Here is a 14,196-nt window from a genome sequence, read left to right as displayed (position 1 = left end):
TGAAGCGATCCTGATGGCGGCCCTCGGAAAGACGGTTCAACCCACATCGAGCAGCGAAGCGCTGGCGAGGGCGCGTCAGCGCGCTGCGCTCGTGCCGGATTGCCTCGTTGAAGCGCGCCGGGTTTCCAACAGCGTCATCGCCGGCTGGCATGGTCGCCGCCGCCGGGGCATCGGCGAAAATTTCTGGCAGTTCCGCCCTTACGTTCCCGGCGAAAGCCTGTCGCGCATCGACTGGCGCCGTTCGGCCCGCGATGACCACACCTATCTGCGCGACCGCGAATGGGAGGCGGCACACACGCTGTGGCTCTGGGCGGACGCATCCGCGTCGATGATGTTCAAGTCCGATCTGGGGCAGGTCTCCAAGGAAAGCCGCGCGCTCGTCGTCGTACTGGCGCTGGCGGAAATCCTGTCTCGGTCTGGTGAACGCATTGCCTACCCGGGCGCGATGGAACCGGTCGCGGCGCGCAATGCGGCAGAGCGGCTCGCTGGAGCGTTGGTTTTGGCACCGCCGAGCACGGCGCTTCCCGATCTCACCCGTGTTGCCACTCGAAACGACATCATCGTCGTCAGCGATTTCCTCGATCCACCCGAAGAGGTTCTCGCGACGCTTGCGCCGCTGGCGAAGCGCGGTATCCGCGGCCATGTGCTGGAAGTCTGCGATCCGGTGGAAGAAATCTTCCCCTATGCCGGACGAACCGAATTCGTCGATCCGGAAACCGGCGGCAAGCTGACGCTTGGGCGAGCGGAAACGGCCGGCGCCGAATACCGCAACGCCTACCTCGCACGACGGGAAGTTCTCGGTGGCGCGCTGCGACGACTGGGGTGGAGCTTCACGACGCATCGCACAGACCGGCCCGCTTCCGAGGCGCTCGTCGCGCTGCACATGCACCTGTCCGGCATGCCCGCGACGACTTTGGCGAGGGCTGGCTGATGCTCGGGCTGCCACTCGCCTTCTCCGCGCCACTGGTGCTGTTCGGCCTGCTCGCCCTGCCGGTCATCTGGTGGTTGCTGCGCCTGACGCCGCCGCGTCCCCAAGCCGAAATCTTCCCGCCGCTGAGGATTCTCGCGCGGGTCATGAAGCGTGAGGAGACGCCGTCGAAAAGCCCCTGGTGGCTGACGCTTCTGCGGCTTGCGATTGCCGGCTTCATCATCCTGGCGCTTGCGGACCCGATCCTCAATCCACGGGAAAACAGCATCTCGACCGGCGGGCCGCTCGTCATCGTGATGGACAATGGCTGGGCGACTGCCGCCGACTGGGACGATCGCGTCTCGGCTGCATCCCGCCTGATCACCGACGCTGAGGAAAGCGAAATACCCGTTTCGCTCGTCTTCACCGCCGACGCCACCCATGACGCGAACCCGCGCTCGGCCGCCCAGGCACTGGAGCGCTTGCAGGCTGCAAGCGCCCTGCCCCAGCATGGCGACCGTGCCCGCACGCTTGCAGCTGTGGCGGACACGCTAGGTGGCACTGCGCCCGGCACTTTGGCGATCCTGAGCGATGGCGTCACGTCGGACACGGAAGAGACCGACCGTCTCTCTGCACAGCTGGAAGCGATCGGCGCGGCGTCGGTTCTGCTCTTCGAAGACGGACCGGATGCCGTCGCGCTCGTCGACGCCGAGAATGGCGCCGACGCCTTCGTCGTCGAAGCGCAGCGGCCGGTGGCTGCTGGAGCCGTGAGCTATCCGTTCAATGCCCACGACATTCAGGGCCGAGCGATTGCCGAGGGCAGCATCGATTTCGCGGATGGCGAGACAGCTGGAACCGGCTCAATCACGGCGCCGTTCGAGTTGCGCAACGATTTCGCGCGCTTTGCAATGCCGGGCATTCGCAGCGCCGGCGCCGCCTATCTGCTCGACGACAGCTTCCGCCGCAGGCGCGTCGCCCTGCTCTCGGGCGCCTCGGCCGACCTCGCACAGCCGCTGCTCGCCCCGCTCTATTACATCGAACGCGCGCTCGAACCCTTTGCCGACATCGTGCGCCCGCGCGATCCGGAACTGTCCGTTGCTATTCCCGAACTGATCGCGACCAATCCGTCCGTCATCGTCATGGCCGACATCGGCACCTTGCCGGATGACGTCTATGGCCCGTTGACCGAATGGGTCGAGGACGGCGGCCTGCTCCTGCGCTTCGCCGGGCCGCGGCTCGCGGGCGCCGACGAAAACGATCCCCTCATTCCCGTGACGCTTCGTCAGGGCGAGCGTGCGCTCGGCGGTGCCCTGTCGTGGACGGAACCGCAGAACCTTGCGCCCTATCCGGATCAGGGACCTTTTGCCGGAATGCCGCCGCCCGAGAACATCGTCGTCAATCGGCAGGTACTCGCGCAGCCCTCGCCCGAGCTTTCCGCCAACACCTGGGCAAGCCTGGAAGACGGCACGCCGCTCGTTACAACCCGCCAGATCGGCGAGGGTCGCACGGTACTCTTCCACGTCACCGCCGAAGCGACCTGGTCGAGCCTGCCGATCTCCGGTGATTTCGTCGAAATGCTGCGACGAACGGTCATGCTGTCCAGCGCTGGCGGCCAGCCTGACGGCGGCAGCGCCGGCGAACCCGCATCCTTGCCGCCCTATCGACTGCTCGACGCCGCCGGCCAGTTGGTTGCACCATCCGGCGAAGCACGTCCGCTGGTGCTCTCGAATGAAGTGCCCACAGTCAGCCCCGAAAATCCGCCTGGTCTCTACGGCACCGAGGATGGCTTCATCGCGCTCAACCTGATGGACGGACGCGACGCGCTGCAACCTGTCGCCTGGCCGGACGTCATTTCCGCCACCCGGATGGGTTACGGAACCGACAATGCCGTTTCGCTGAGGCCGCATCTGTTCACAGCCGCGATGATCCTGTTGCTTCTCGATAGCGCCATCGTTCTCTTCATGGCCGGCTTTGCCCGACGCTTGCGGATGGGGTCCCCCGCTCTTGGCCGCTCGGCGGCTGGCATCGCCGCGATCCTTGCGGTTTCACTCACAATGACACCCGAAGCGAGCGCCCAGACAGACGATACACGCGCCGGCGACGACATCATCCTGGAACAGCTCAACACCACCCGGATCGGCTATGTTCTTACCGGCGAAGATGACGTCGACAATGTCTCTGAGCGCGGCCTAGCCGGACTGGCCGAGTTCCTGGCCTACCGGACGTCGCTCGAGCCCGGCGCTCCGGCCGGTCTCGATATCGAAACGGACCAGCTTTCGTTTTTTCCGCTGATCTACTGGCCCGTCAGTGCGACAGCGCCGATGCCGAGCGCCCAGGCCATCAGCCGGATCGACGCCTACATGAAGGCCGGCGGCACCGTTCTCTTCGATACGCGCGACCAGTTCTCCGGTCTTGGCAATGCGGCCAGCCCGGAGACCGATCGCCTGCGGGCAATCCTCGCCGACCTCGACATTCCGCCGCTGGAACCCGTGCCCGAAGACCATGTGCTGACGAAGGCTTTCTATCTTCTTCCGGATTTTCCGGGCCGGTATCGCGGCGGCGAAATGTGGATAGAGCAACTGCCCCAGGCCGGCGAAACCCGCACGATGACCTCGGCGGATGGCGTGACCTCCGTCATCATCACCGGCAACGATCTCGCCGGCGCATGGGCGATCGATGGCAATGGCGTGCCGATCTATCCCACCGTCCCCGCCGATCCCGCCCAGCGCGAATTCGCCTACCGGACCGGCGTCAACATCATGATGTACATGCTGACCGGCAACTACAAGACCGACCAGGTGCACGTTCCCGCGCTTCTCGAACGGCTTGGCCAATGAGGCACCCCGTCGGATGACACTCGATTTCGCCCCGTTGCTGCCCTTCTACGCGCTCGTCGCATTGGCGCTTGGCGCCGTGCTGGTTGCCGCTGGCCTGATCGTGCAGGGCGCACGCGGCCGCATCCTGCGCGTTGCAGCGCTCGCCGCTGTGTTAATGGCACTCGTCAACCCCGTGCTCTACCAGGAAGAACGCGAACCACTGCAAAGCGTGGTCAGCGTGGTGGTCGATCGCAGCCAGAGCCAGAACTCGCTCGAACGGACCGAGCAGACCAACGACGCCTTGCGCCAGCTGACCGAACGGCTCGAGCGGCAGAGCCGCTTCGACGTGCGCGTTGTCGAAAGCCGCACCGACGAGAGCGAGGAAGCGCCCTCGACGCGGCTGTTCGAAGCACTGTCTTCATCCATCCAAGATGTCCCGACATCGCGATTTGCCGGCGCGATTCTCATCACCGACGGCCAGGTTCACGATATTCCCGAGAATGCCGCGGCACTTGGCTTCGATGCGCCGATCCATGCGCTCGTCACCGGCCATCCGGACGAAGTCGATCGGCGGATCCAGCTGATCGAGACGCCGCGTTTCGGCATCGTCGGCGAAGAACAGACGGTGCGCTACCGCGTGATCGACGACGGCCAGCCATCGAGCGAGCCGGCCTCCGTCGCGGTACGGCTGAACGGCGAAGAAATCGCCAACGGACCCGTTACGGTCGGCAATGAAGAGCGTCTGAGCTTCGAAGTCCCGCGCGGTGGCAAGAACATTCTCGAATTCGAGGTGGGCGTGCTCGACGACGAGATCACGCCGGCCAACAACCGTGCCGTGATGGAACTGGAAGGCATCCGGGAAAACCTGCGCGTTCTGCTGGTCTCCGGTGAACCGCATTCGGGCGAACGTGCGTGGCGCAACCTCCTGAAGTCGGACGCTTCAGTGGACCTCGTCCATTTCACCATTCTGCGCCCGCCGGAAAAGCAGGACGGCACGCCGATCAACGAGTTGTCGTTGATCGCTTTCCCGACGCGCGAACTGTTCGTGGAGAAGATCAACGAATTCGATCTGATCGTGTTCGACCGCTACCAGCGGCGCGGCGTATTGCCTGTGCTCTATTACGATTACATCGCCCAATATGTAGAAGCAGGCGGCGCGCTTCTGATTGCCGCCGGCCCCGAACACGCGGGCTCGCAGTCGATCGCGACGACCCCACTCGCTCCGGTCCTGCCCGCAATGCCGACCGGCGAAGTGAACGATGTCGGCTTTTTCCCGCGCCTTTCGGAAGATGGCCGCAAGCATCCCGTGACACGCGACCTGCCGGGCAGCGAGCAGGAACCGCCCTCCTGGGGCCGCTGGTTCCGCGCCGTCGAAGTGGATGCTCCGCAGGGCAACACCGTGCTCAATGGTCCCGACGGTACGCCGCTTCTCGTCCTCGACCGGACAGGCGAAGGTCGCGTCGCGATGTTACTCTCCGACCACGGCTGGCTGTGGGCGCGCGGTTTCGAAGGCGGCGGCCCGCATGTCGATCTCTATCGCCGGGTGGCCCATTGGCTCATGAAGGAGCCGTCTCTCGAAGAAGAGGCTCTGACGGCCCGCGCACGCGGCAGAACGCTCATCGTCGAACGCCAGACCATGGGCGACGAACCTGGCCCTGCATCCGTGACGACGCCGGCGGGCGAAGTGATCGATCTTGCCCTCTCGCGGGCCGAAGAGGGTCTGTTCCGCGCCGAAATCGAAACCGAAGAGGTCGGCCTGTTCGAAGTGGCGAACGGCGATCTGACGGCACTCGCTCATATCGGCGCGATCGATGCGCCGGAATTTCGCGCCACCGTATCCACCGAAGGGCTGCTTCAGCCGATAGCCGCGGAAACCGGCGGTTTCGTCACCCGCGTTTCCGGCAACGAGCTTCCGACCATCCTGCCGGTGCGTGGTGCCGTGCGCGATACCGGCGCCGGCCGCATGCCGCTTCGGGTCACCGACGAGACCGTCCTGATCGGGGTCAACCGCATCCCGCTCTTCTCGGGCTTCCTTGGCTTGGCACTGCTGCTTTTGGCGCTCGGCTCGACCTGGTACCGCGAAGGCCGCTGATCGCGGATCAATTGGCTAGAGCGTTTCCAGGTGAAGTGGATACCGGTTCACCGTTCGGAAACGCGACTAACCAAAAACTGGGGGCAATTGAGCGGTTCGAAAAACAGCGAAATTGCCCTAAGTCCGCCAGCCGATCGTGCCCGCAAGCTTCGCGCGGGCCGTCGGCGAGCAGCCGGCGATGAGAATGCGGGATGGATCGACGGGGCCGGGGAACGCCAGCGTCCCGATCGCGACCAGCTCGAAACCGAGTGGCTGATAATAGGGCGGATCGCCGACGAGGATCACGCCTTCGCTGCCCTGATCGAGTGCACGACCGACCGATATGGCGACGAGCGCCCGCCCGATCCCTCGGTTCTTGTGCGTGGGCCGTACGGCCAGCGGGCCGAGCAGATGCGCCTTCACTCCGCCGGCGAGCACGGGCGTGAGCCGCACGGAACCCACGATCGCGCCGTTCTCGCTTGCAACGAACGAAAGGCGGCGATCGTGCGGCCCCTGCTCGCGCACACGTTCGGCGGCGCGGGTGAAACGGCCCGGCCCGAAGGCTTCCTGGTTGATCAATTGAATGATGCCGTCGTGCGACGGGTCTTCGGTCAGATAGACGATATCGGGATTAAGCATGAAGGCTGGACCAGCAATGAACCGCAACGAGGGTGCGCCGCGCCCTCTCTCGAGGCACGGGAACAATCAGGATCGTCGCTGTCTGGTCGGCTGATGCAAAGCTGCTTTCCTAGTGCCCCGCTGTCAGGGCATCGCGGCGATAGCATGGGGCTGCGCCACCGCCAACAGGAAAAACAGACTGTCTTCGGTGCATCGTTTCCCGCAGAGCCGCGTTCCGCCTACAATGGATACAAGACGCTAAAATAATGGAGATCGGTGAATGGGCTTGCTCGTCGAGGGACAATGGCAGGATGTCTGGTACGACACCAAGGAAACGAAAGGCCATTTCAAGCGGTCTGAATCGCAGTTTCGCAACTGGGTGACAGCCGACGGCTCCGCCGGGCCGACCGGAGAGAAGGGCTTCAAGGCCAAAGCTGGCCGCTACCACCTCTATGTCTCCTATGCATGCCCGTGGGCGCACCGCACGTTGATCTTCCGCAAGCTCAAGAAGCTCGAGGACGCGATTTCCGTCTCGGTCGTCGATTACCACATGGGCGAGAATGGCTGGGAGTTCAAAGACCGTGACGGCGGCACAGTCGATCACCTCTTCGGCTTCTCGAAGCTTTGGCAGGTCTACACCAAGGCCGACATGGTCTATTCCGGCCGGGTCACCGTGCCGGTGCTCTGGGACAAGGAGCGCGGGACGATCGTGTCGAACGAATCCGCCGACATCATCCGGATGTTGAATTCAGCCTTCGACGAGATCGGTGACGACAAGTTAGATTTCTACCCGAAGGAGCTGCGCGGCGAGATCGACGAGATCAACGACCTTGTCTACGACGCGATCAACAACGGCGTCTATAAATGTGGTTTCGCCACGACCCAGGAAGCCTATGAAGAGCATTTCACGGCTCTTTTCGATGCGCTGGATGAGGTCGAAGAACGTCTCTCGAAAAATCGCTACCTGGTCGGCGAGCGCGTGACGGAAGCCGATTGGCGGCTCTTCACGACACTGGTCCGGTTCGATCCGGTCTATGTCGGCCACTTCAAATGCAATCTGCGCCGCATCGCTGATTACCCGAACCTTTCGGGCTACATGCGCGAACTCTACCAGATGCCGGGCATCGCCGAGACCGTCAACCTGCTTCACATCAAGCGGCACTATTACGGCAGCCATGCCACCATCAACCCGACGGGGATCGTTCCCGTCGGCCCCGCACTGGATTACGATGCGCCCCACGGTCGGGACCATCTGGCACAGGCTGCCTGACAGCCGGCCTACCAATAGGGAGAGGCTTCGGAACCATTGAGCTCCGCGAGCCTTTTCCGTGTGGCCGGGGTCGTTCCCTCCGGCAAAGCATCCACGTTGAAGAACCCAGCCTCGGCAATCTCGCGATCCGCACGCTTGGCACGTTCCTGCGCCACGAGCGAACAGTGATAAAGGACCACATGATCCCGCCTGCTTGCTCCGCGATTGAAATAGACGCCGGCGAGTCGTGGCGCTTCGATCAGCGTGAGGTTGCCTTCCTCGCGAAGTTCCTTTTCAACGGCCTGCAGAACCGTCTCGCCGGGGTCCACCCCGCCACCCGGCAAATGCCATCCGCTCACATAGGTGTGCCGCACCAGGAAGATGCGGCCATCCCGATCGAATGCCAGCATGCGCACGCCAAGCGTCATCGGTCGCCTGACCAGGAAGAAGAAATGATAGAGTCTCAGCCGCAAGCGCCGCGCCAACTGACGCACACCAAAGCTCGGCGGTTCGGCCTGACGCAGCTCCGGATCGGTGCCTGAATGTTTCGGCTGGCTCATATTTCCGATATCCATCTGGGGCTCGAACACGTCCCGTCCATGCGCGAACTCGCATCCAAGCGCATCACGGGCTATGTGAACTGGCGGCGCCATCGGCGCAAGGCGCTGTTCGGCAATGTGCTGGAAGCGCTGCTCGACGACATCTTCGAGAAGAAGCCCGACCACCTCGCGATCACTGGCGACCTGGTCAATCTCGCAACCGACAACGAAGTCGATGTCGCGACCGCGTGGCTTGAGGCCATCGGCGATGGGCTCTCGACGTCGGTGGTGCCCGGCAACCACGATGCCTATGTGCCCGGCGCCTACGACAAGGTGGCCGTTGCTTGGCGCAGCTACATGACCAGCGACGATGAGCGCCTGATCCGGCCAGACAATGGGCTGTTTCCGTTCATGCGCGTTCGCCAGAACGTTGCGCTGATCGGCATTTCGACCGCCACCGCAACTCCGCCCTTCGTGGCGAGCGGCTATTTCGGCATTCCGCAAGCACGACGCACAGTCGAGTTGCTGAAGCAGGCCAAGAACGCCGGGCTTTTTCGGATCGTCATGATCCACCATCCGCCGGTTCGCCGCGCCGCGATCTGGCACAAGCGCATGATCGGCATCGGGCGCTTCTCGCGAGTTTTGCGCGACGCAGGCGCCGAACTGGTGTTGCACGGCCATACCCATCTCAACACGATCCACTGGCTGCCTTCGCCTGGCGGGCTCGTCCCCGTGGTCGGCATCGCCTCGGCGAGCCAAGGCCCAGGCGGCGTCAAACCGACGGCCACCTACAATTACTTCTCGATCGATGGGAAACCCGACGATTGGCAGTGCCGGCTTGAACGGTTTCAACTGCCGGAGGATGGCGGCGACAAGCCGATCCGGATCAGCGACGACGATCTGACCCGGCCCGAAACGGTTCCGCCCGGTCACATCGACCCGGCGCTTGGCCAGGACCGGGCATCATTGCTGCAGGAAGCGATCGGCGAACGACGCCATCAGAAGCAGGCCGCCCAATATGCAACCGCTCAGGAACCAGATGAAGCCGACAAGTAGGCTTCTCGAATTGGAGCCCTGCGATCGTTCTGTGGTCGGCAGAGCCAGAGCCGACGGTGATGTCGGCGCGCTCGACAACGGGGGGTGAGCAGCATCCGCCTTGGCGTTGTCAGCCGGCAGTGACCGGCCACGCCGTCCGCTTGGCGCGCTTGATCGTACTTCAGTCTCGTAAGACGTCCGCATTGCTTCGAAATCGCCTTCGAGCAGACGTTGGCGCTGAATGATCCGCTCGGCAATATAGCGCGAGACGGAGTCCGCCGTCTCCGCCATGTCTGCCGTTTCGCTCATGAGGGTGCGCCCAAGCCTGGTGTCGCGCACGAAGCGATAGGTCCGCCGGTCGCGGGCCATATGGACATGTGCAACGGCGTCGATCCAGAACCGTGGCTGTAGTCCGGAGGACAAGGCGAAATCGAACTGATCGTCCTCGGCCGGCACGTCGGCGATGACGGGTTCAAGTTCCTGAGCGAGCAGTTCCAGGCGCGCCCGATCCGCATCGCGCATGTCGACGACCACGTCGTCTCGCTCGGCTGCGGCCACCTTCACTTCTCGAATGATCTCCGAGAGGCGCCGCTGGCGCGCAGATCTGGACTGATCGCTCATCACGCAGAACCCTCGCTGAGCCAGAAAGCGGCTTAACTGTTTATTAACACAATGCGAGCGGCCTTGGCGAGGGAGACGGCCGTCACGCGGAAGAGCTAGCCACCCGTCTTGATGGATTGCTCGACGAGCGTAATGACCGCTTCGCGCTGCTCGTCGATTAGCATATGCCCGGTGTCCTCGAAGACATGGGCCGCGAATAGCGGCGGTAACCGATGCGCCTGGCGTGTTGGCAGGACGCGATCCTGCTTGCCCCAGAGGACCTTGACCGGCATCGTCAGCGTTTCGAGATCGGCACGCGCGATCATGCCCTGTCGCCGATCGAGGCCAGTGCCCGTCGTCATGGTTTCATGAATCGCGAGCAGCGTTTCGATCGCACCCGGCTGCGCACGCAAAGCCACATAGGCCTCGACGGTCGCATCGCTGAACGGCCGGTTCCAGCCATACATCTCCTCGAGCGCAAGCCGGATGGCATGGGCATCGGCCGCCTGCGCATAGCGCTGAAGCAGCCGATGATTGATCTCCGACCCGAAGCCACCGGGCGCGAGCAATGTCAGAGAAACGACTCGGTTTGGATCGCGAAGCGCCAGAAGTGCCGCCACCGCGCCACCCATCGAATGGCCGACGAGATGCACGCCGGCGATGCCGCGGCTGTCCAGATCGGCTGCGATCGCCTTCGCCATCCGCCCTGCCCCGCCGATGCCGGAAGATGCGAGCGAGCGCGCGTGCCCGGGCAGATCATAGGCGACCGTCGGATGATCGACGGCGATGGCGGCGGCGACATCGGCCCAGACATCCGCCGAGCCGCCGAAGCCGTGCAGGAAGACGACCGGCGCGCGCGCCGTCGCATCTCCCTCGGTGATGGCGAAAAGCGGTGTCTCGGATCGATCCGCCTTGGCCTTGTCCGCCGTCATCCGGCACCACCGATACGATCGATGATGCGATTGGCAGCGGAGACGATCGCCTCGAGCGATGCGGCAACGATGTTCTGGTTCACACCGACGCCGAAGATGGTGCGCCCGTCATGCTCCATTTCCATGTAGCAGATCGCTGCCGCATTCGATCCGTGCTGCATCGAATGCTCCGAATAGTCGGCGACCGTCATCTCGATGCCGAGATACTTGTTGAGCGCATCGACGAACCCGTCGACCGGGCCTGTGCCCTTGCCTTCGATCCGCTTCGTCTCGCCGCCATCAGTGATTTCGGCAGCGACGATACGCCTGCCCTTTACCGATCCTTCCGCATAGGTGTGGTGGTCGACAAAGGAAAGCCGCGAGCCGGGCTGGCCGACATAGCGTTCCATGAAGCGCTCATAGATGCGGCGGGACGGCAACTCCTTGCCCTCCTCGTCGGTGATACGCTGGATGTCTTCGCGGAATTCCACCTGCAATTTCTTCGGCAGATTCAGCCCGTAATCCTCTTGCAGGATATAGGCGATGCCGCCCTTACCCGACTGCGAGTTGATACGAATGATGGCCTCGTAGCTCCGGCCGACGTCCTTCGGGTCGATCGGCAGATAGGGTACTTCCCAGAGCGGCTTGTTGGCGATCTTGATCGCCTTCATACCCTTGTTGATCGCATCTTGGTGCGAGCCGGAGAATGCGGTGTAGACGAGTTCACCCACATAAGGGTGGCGCTCGGCGATCGTCATCTGGTTGGAATATTCGTAGACGGCCTTCATCCGCTCGATGTCCGAGCAATCCAGCTCGGGATCGACGCCTTGGGTGAACATGTTGAGCGCCAGCGTCACCACATCGACGTTGCCGGTGCGCTCGCCATTGCCGAAGAGCGTGCCTTCGACACGGTCCGCTCCGGCCATCAGGCCGAGTTCGGTTGCGGCAATGCCGGTGCCGCGATCGTTGTGCGGGTGCAGCGAGATGATCAGGTTCTCGCGGTTATCGAGGTTGCGGCACATCCATTCGATCTGGTCGGCATAGATGTTGGGCGTCGACATCTCTACGGTCGACGGCAAATTGATGATCAGCTTGTTGTCGGGGGTTGGCTTCACGATCTCGGTGACCGCGTTACAGATCTCGAGCGCAACCTCGAGCTCGGTGCCTGTAAAACTCTCCGGCGAATACTGGAACCGGTAACTGTCCGCGCCGCCGCCGACCTTGGACGCCATGTCCATGATCATCTTTGCGGCATCGGTCGCGATTTCCTTGATGCCGCGCACATCCTTCTGGAACACAACGCGGCGCTGCAACTCCGATGTCGAGTTGTAGAAATGGACGATCGGCCGGTGTGCGCCTTCGAGCGCTTCAAATGTCCGCGTGATCAGTTCCGGCCGGCACTGCACCAGCACCTGCAGCGAGACGTCGCTCGGCACATTGCCCTGCTCCACGCACCAGCGCGCAAAATCGAAATCCGTTTGCGACGCAGATGGAAAGCCGATCTCGATTTCCGGGAAACCCATGTCGAGCAGCAGCTTGAACATGCGCTCCTTGCGATCGTGGCCCATCGGGTCGACCAACGCCTGGTTACCGTCGCGCAGATCCACAGAACACCAGATCGGCGCCTTCTCGATCCGGCGCGACGGCCAGGTCCGGTCGGAGAGATCGATCTGCGGATAGGGCTGGTACTTCTCGGGCGCGCTCGGCATGCCCTGTCGGCTGCGGACTGCGGACTTTTCTTGCTTGGCGTGGACAGTCATGGCTTTCGTCTCCGTCTCCTCCGCTCGACGCGCGTGCCCTCAGCGGGGCACGAAACATCGCATAAGCGGGACCTCAATCGGTCAATTCACTGGCAGTGTCAAAGGGATAAGGAGCTGTTGCCGGCAAAGCCTCTACGGCCGCCGGGCGCTCCTCAAAGGACCCGGCAACCGCGCGTAAGGCCGAGAAGAAGAAGCGAGCTGAGCGTACGCGCACGGACTGACACGGACGAAATGCCCATGTCGCGGAAAGATCCAGCCGTGTTGCGCCTCTTGCTCATGGAAGGAGTGATAGCCGAGGATGGAAGGAGAGGCAAGCGGGGGACGTGCTACGCAAGGGCTTTGGAATCTCGAACGCGCCGCCGGCGGAACGCCTGAATAGTCATCGACTTCATCCCCGCCCGCAGCGCCGACCGTATTCTGGAACGGTTGCTGGGGGCTTCCATGGCAAATGCCAACCGAAGAGAAATCGACGATCTGCTGCGCCAACGCTGGCATCTGAGCGCCCATGCGGTGCTGATCCACGCAAACTATGTCAGATATCTTCTGGCCAAGGCGAATTTCGACCCGAACCAACCGCGCGTGCCACGGGGCAGCCGAAGGGGTGGCAGATGGGTTCGGGTGGACGGAGAGCAATCGGCCAATCGATCCCCCGCTCAATCGACCGCCGACAGAGATTTTCCTGCGCTAGCAGCGAACTTTGATCCGTCCGAACCACCGGATGACTGGCCGGGAATTCCTGACCCGCGCCCTCGTAGCTCGCGAGAAAGAACGCGCATCGCTATACGGGTCGCAGAATGGATCGCGCGCAACGCTTGGCGAGCGACGCCCTGGGGTCGAGCAATCACGATCGGACATTGACTGTATGACAGACTTCCGCTGATCGAATCCTACCGCGATGCCCCACGCACGCTTGAGGAACTGCTCAACAGAGCGAAAACGCCATTGGCGGGCTATGACAGACACCACATCGTCGAACGATCGACTGCTAGACTGAGCGGTTTTTCCGAGGATATGATCAATGATCCTAACAACATCGTGCTGATACCGCGGATGCGGCACTGGCTGATTAATCGATGGTATGCAGACCGAATGATGATTACGGAGGCAAAAGCCCTCGCGCTTTCCTTATGGCAAGATCTTGGATGGAGCAGAGACGCGAGGGCCTAAGGGCCTTGCAGAAGTTCGGAGTGCTCAAGCCATGACAACTGTACCTGATCTATCAAGTACAAAGGTTGATGCGCTTGTGGCTAACTTCGCAGATGTCGCGCTCAGGATGGAGCAGGCAGACATCGATGGTCGCTTGGCGCTCTACAAGAAACTCTATCGGCAGAAGGTAGCGATCCAAACGGAACTGCGGGCGCGGCCCGGCGATCAGCGCATCGCTCTGCTGGCTCTTTATGACCACCCCAGCATGGAAGTCCGCTTCCTCGCCGCACAGGCCACCCGATCTGTTGCCCCAGTAGAAGCGCGACGAGTCTTGGAACGCATCAGCGCATCTTCCTGGCCACAGGCCGGCTCGGCGGGAATGTCGCTTCATGCTTGGGATTCAGGTGTTTGGGAGCCAGATTGATATCGGAGAACTGCCCGCAATCTTTGATTGCATGAGCCCGGATGTTCACGTAATGCTCCTCATGCTCTAGTGCTGCAATTGCATGAAGTGCTGCCTGAAGCCGTCGCCGACTTCCCGAAT

The 14,196-nt window shown here is 62.7% G+C and carries 10 protein-coding genes and 1 pseudogene; 6 read left to right on the top strand and 5 right to left on the bottom strand.

What is annotated here, in order from left to right:
• Positions 1-13 precede the first annotated feature (13 nt).
• Genes GC125_RS08105 through GC125_RS08095 form a run of 3 tightly spaced genes read left to right on the top strand, consistent with a single transcriptional unit; the run spans position 14 to position 5,815 of the window.
• Positions 14-931, top strand: coding sequence for a DUF58 domain-containing protein (locus GC125_RS08105; protein ID WP_151985222.1), 918 nt, complete (start codon positions 14-16; stop codon positions 929-931).
• Positions 931-3,744: a DUF4159 domain-containing protein gene (locus GC125_RS08100; protein ID WP_151985221.1), complete on the top strand. Its 2,814-nt coding sequence runs from the start codon at positions 931-933 to the stop codon at positions 3,742-3,744. Before GC125_RS08105 ends, GC125_RS08100 begins: the two co-directional genes overlap by 1 nt.
• Before the next feature lie 13 nt (positions 3,745-3,757).
• Positions 3,758-5,815, top strand: a complete 2,058-nt coding sequence (locus GC125_RS08095) for a hypothetical protein (protein ID WP_151985220.1) — start codon at positions 3,758-3,760, stop codon at positions 5,813-5,815.
• A gap of 117 nt (positions 5,816-5,932) precedes the next feature.
• Here GC125_RS08095 and GC125_RS08090 read toward each other — a convergent pair whose 3' ends face one another.
• A complete protein-coding gene (locus GC125_RS08090) occupies positions 5,933-6,433 on the bottom strand; it encodes a GNAT family N-acetyltransferase (protein ID WP_151985219.1) in 501 nt (166 codons plus the stop codon).
• Positions 6,434-6,692: 259 nt separating this feature from the next.
• On the opposite strand from GC125_RS08090, the gene GC125_RS08085 reads away from it, so the two are divergent.
• Positions 6,693-7,682 carry a glutathione S-transferase family protein gene (locus GC125_RS08085; protein ID WP_151985218.1) on the top strand — a complete coding sequence of 330 codons (990 nt, stop codon included), beginning with the start codon at positions 6,693-6,695 and terminating at the stop codon, positions 7,680-7,682.
• A gap of 8 nt (positions 7,683-7,690) precedes the next feature.
• Here GC125_RS08085 and GC125_RS08080 read toward each other — a convergent pair whose 3' ends face one another.
• Positions 7,691-8,221: an NUDIX domain-containing protein gene (locus GC125_RS08080; protein ID WP_502706042.1), complete on the bottom strand. Its 531-nt coding sequence runs from the start codon at positions 8,219-8,221 to the stop codon at positions 7,691-7,693.
• On the opposite strand from GC125_RS08080, the pseudogene GC125_RS08075 reads away from it, so the two are divergent.
• Positions 8,204-9,067 (top strand): annotated as a pseudogene (locus GC125_RS08075) (metallophosphoesterase family protein); the annotation flags it as partial. The gene GC125_RS08080 and the pseudogene GC125_RS08075 overlap by 18 nt on opposite strands.
• A 96-nt stretch (positions 9,068-9,163) precedes the next feature.
• Here GC125_RS08075 and GC125_RS08070 read toward each other — a convergent pair.
• The 3 genes from GC125_RS08070 to leuA all read right to left on the bottom strand — a co-directional run bounded on the left by GC125_RS08070 (position 9,164) and on the right by leuA (position 12,506).
• Positions 9,164-9,856, bottom strand: a complete 693-nt coding sequence (locus tag GC125_RS08070; protein ID WP_151985215.1) for a hypothetical protein — start codon at positions 9,854-9,856, stop codon at positions 9,164-9,166.
• A gap of 95 nt (positions 9,857-9,951) precedes the next feature.
• Positions 9,952-10,767: an alpha/beta fold hydrolase gene (locus GC125_RS08065; RefSeq protein ID WP_151985214.1), complete on the bottom strand. Its 816-nt coding sequence runs from the start codon at positions 10,765-10,767 to the stop codon at positions 9,952-9,954.
• Positions 10,764-12,506, bottom strand: a complete 1,743-nt coding sequence (leuA, locus tag GC125_RS08060; RefSeq protein ID WP_151985213.1) for a 2-isopropylmalate synthase — start codon at positions 12,504-12,506, stop codon at positions 10,764-10,766. Before leuA ends, GC125_RS08065 begins: the two co-directional genes overlap by 4 nt.
• Before the next feature lie 1,198 nt (positions 12,507-13,704).
• Between leuA and GC125_RS08055 the strand changes: the two genes are divergently transcribed.
• Positions 13,705-14,076: a DUF2019 domain-containing protein gene (locus GC125_RS08055; protein WP_151985212.1), complete on the top strand. Its 372-nt coding sequence runs from the start codon at positions 13,705-13,707 to the stop codon at positions 14,074-14,076.
• Positions 14,077-14,196 lie beyond the last annotated feature (120 nt).

This window comes from Rhizobium sp. EC-SD404 (genome assembly GCF_902498825.1).
GTDB lineage: Bacteria > Pseudomonadota > Alphaproteobacteria > Rhizobiales > Rhizobiaceae > Georhizobium.
The sequence above is the reverse complement of the archived record's forward strand: the minus strand, read 5'-3'. Positions and strand labels throughout refer to the sequence as shown.

Excerpts from the sequence above, each read along its gene's own strand:
- GC125_RS08105 (WP_151985222.1), top strand. The coding sequence starts at position 14 with ATGGCGGCCCTCGGAAAGACGGTTCAACCCACATCGAGCAGCGAAGCG.
- GC125_RS08100 (WP_151985221.1), top strand. The coding sequence starts at position 931 with ATGCTCGGGCTGCCACTCGCCTTCTCCGCGCCACTGGTGCTGTTCGGC.
- GC125_RS08095 (WP_151985220.1), top strand. The coding sequence starts at position 3,758 with ATGACACTCGATTTCGCCCCGTTGCTGCCCTTCTACGCGCTCGTCGCA.
- GC125_RS08090 (WP_151985219.1), bottom strand. The coding sequence starts at position 6,433 with ATGCTTAATCCCGATATCGTCTATCTGACCGAAGACCCGTCGCACGAC.
- GC125_RS08085 (WP_151985218.1), top strand. The coding sequence starts at position 6,693 with ATGGGCTTGCTCGTCGAGGGACAATGGCAGGATGTCTGGTACGACACC.
- GC125_RS08080 (WP_502706042.1), bottom strand. The coding sequence starts at position 8,221 with ATGAGCCAGCCGAAACATTCAGGCACCGATCCGGAGCTGCGTCAGGCC.
- GC125_RS08070 (WP_151985215.1), bottom strand. The coding sequence starts at position 9,856 with ATGAGCGATCAGTCCAGATCTGCGCGCCAGCGGCGCCTCTCGGAGATC.
- GC125_RS08065 (WP_151985214.1), bottom strand. The coding sequence starts at position 10,767 with ATGACGGCGGACAAGGCCAAGGCGGATCGATCCGAGACACCGCTTTTC.
- leuA (WP_151985213.1), bottom strand. The coding sequence starts at position 12,506 with ATGACTGTCCACGCCAAGCAAGAAAAGTCCGCAGTCCGCAGCCGACAG.
- GC125_RS08055 (WP_151985212.1), top strand. The coding sequence starts at position 13,705 with ATGACAACTGTACCTGATCTATCAAGTACAAAGGTTGATGCGCTTGTG.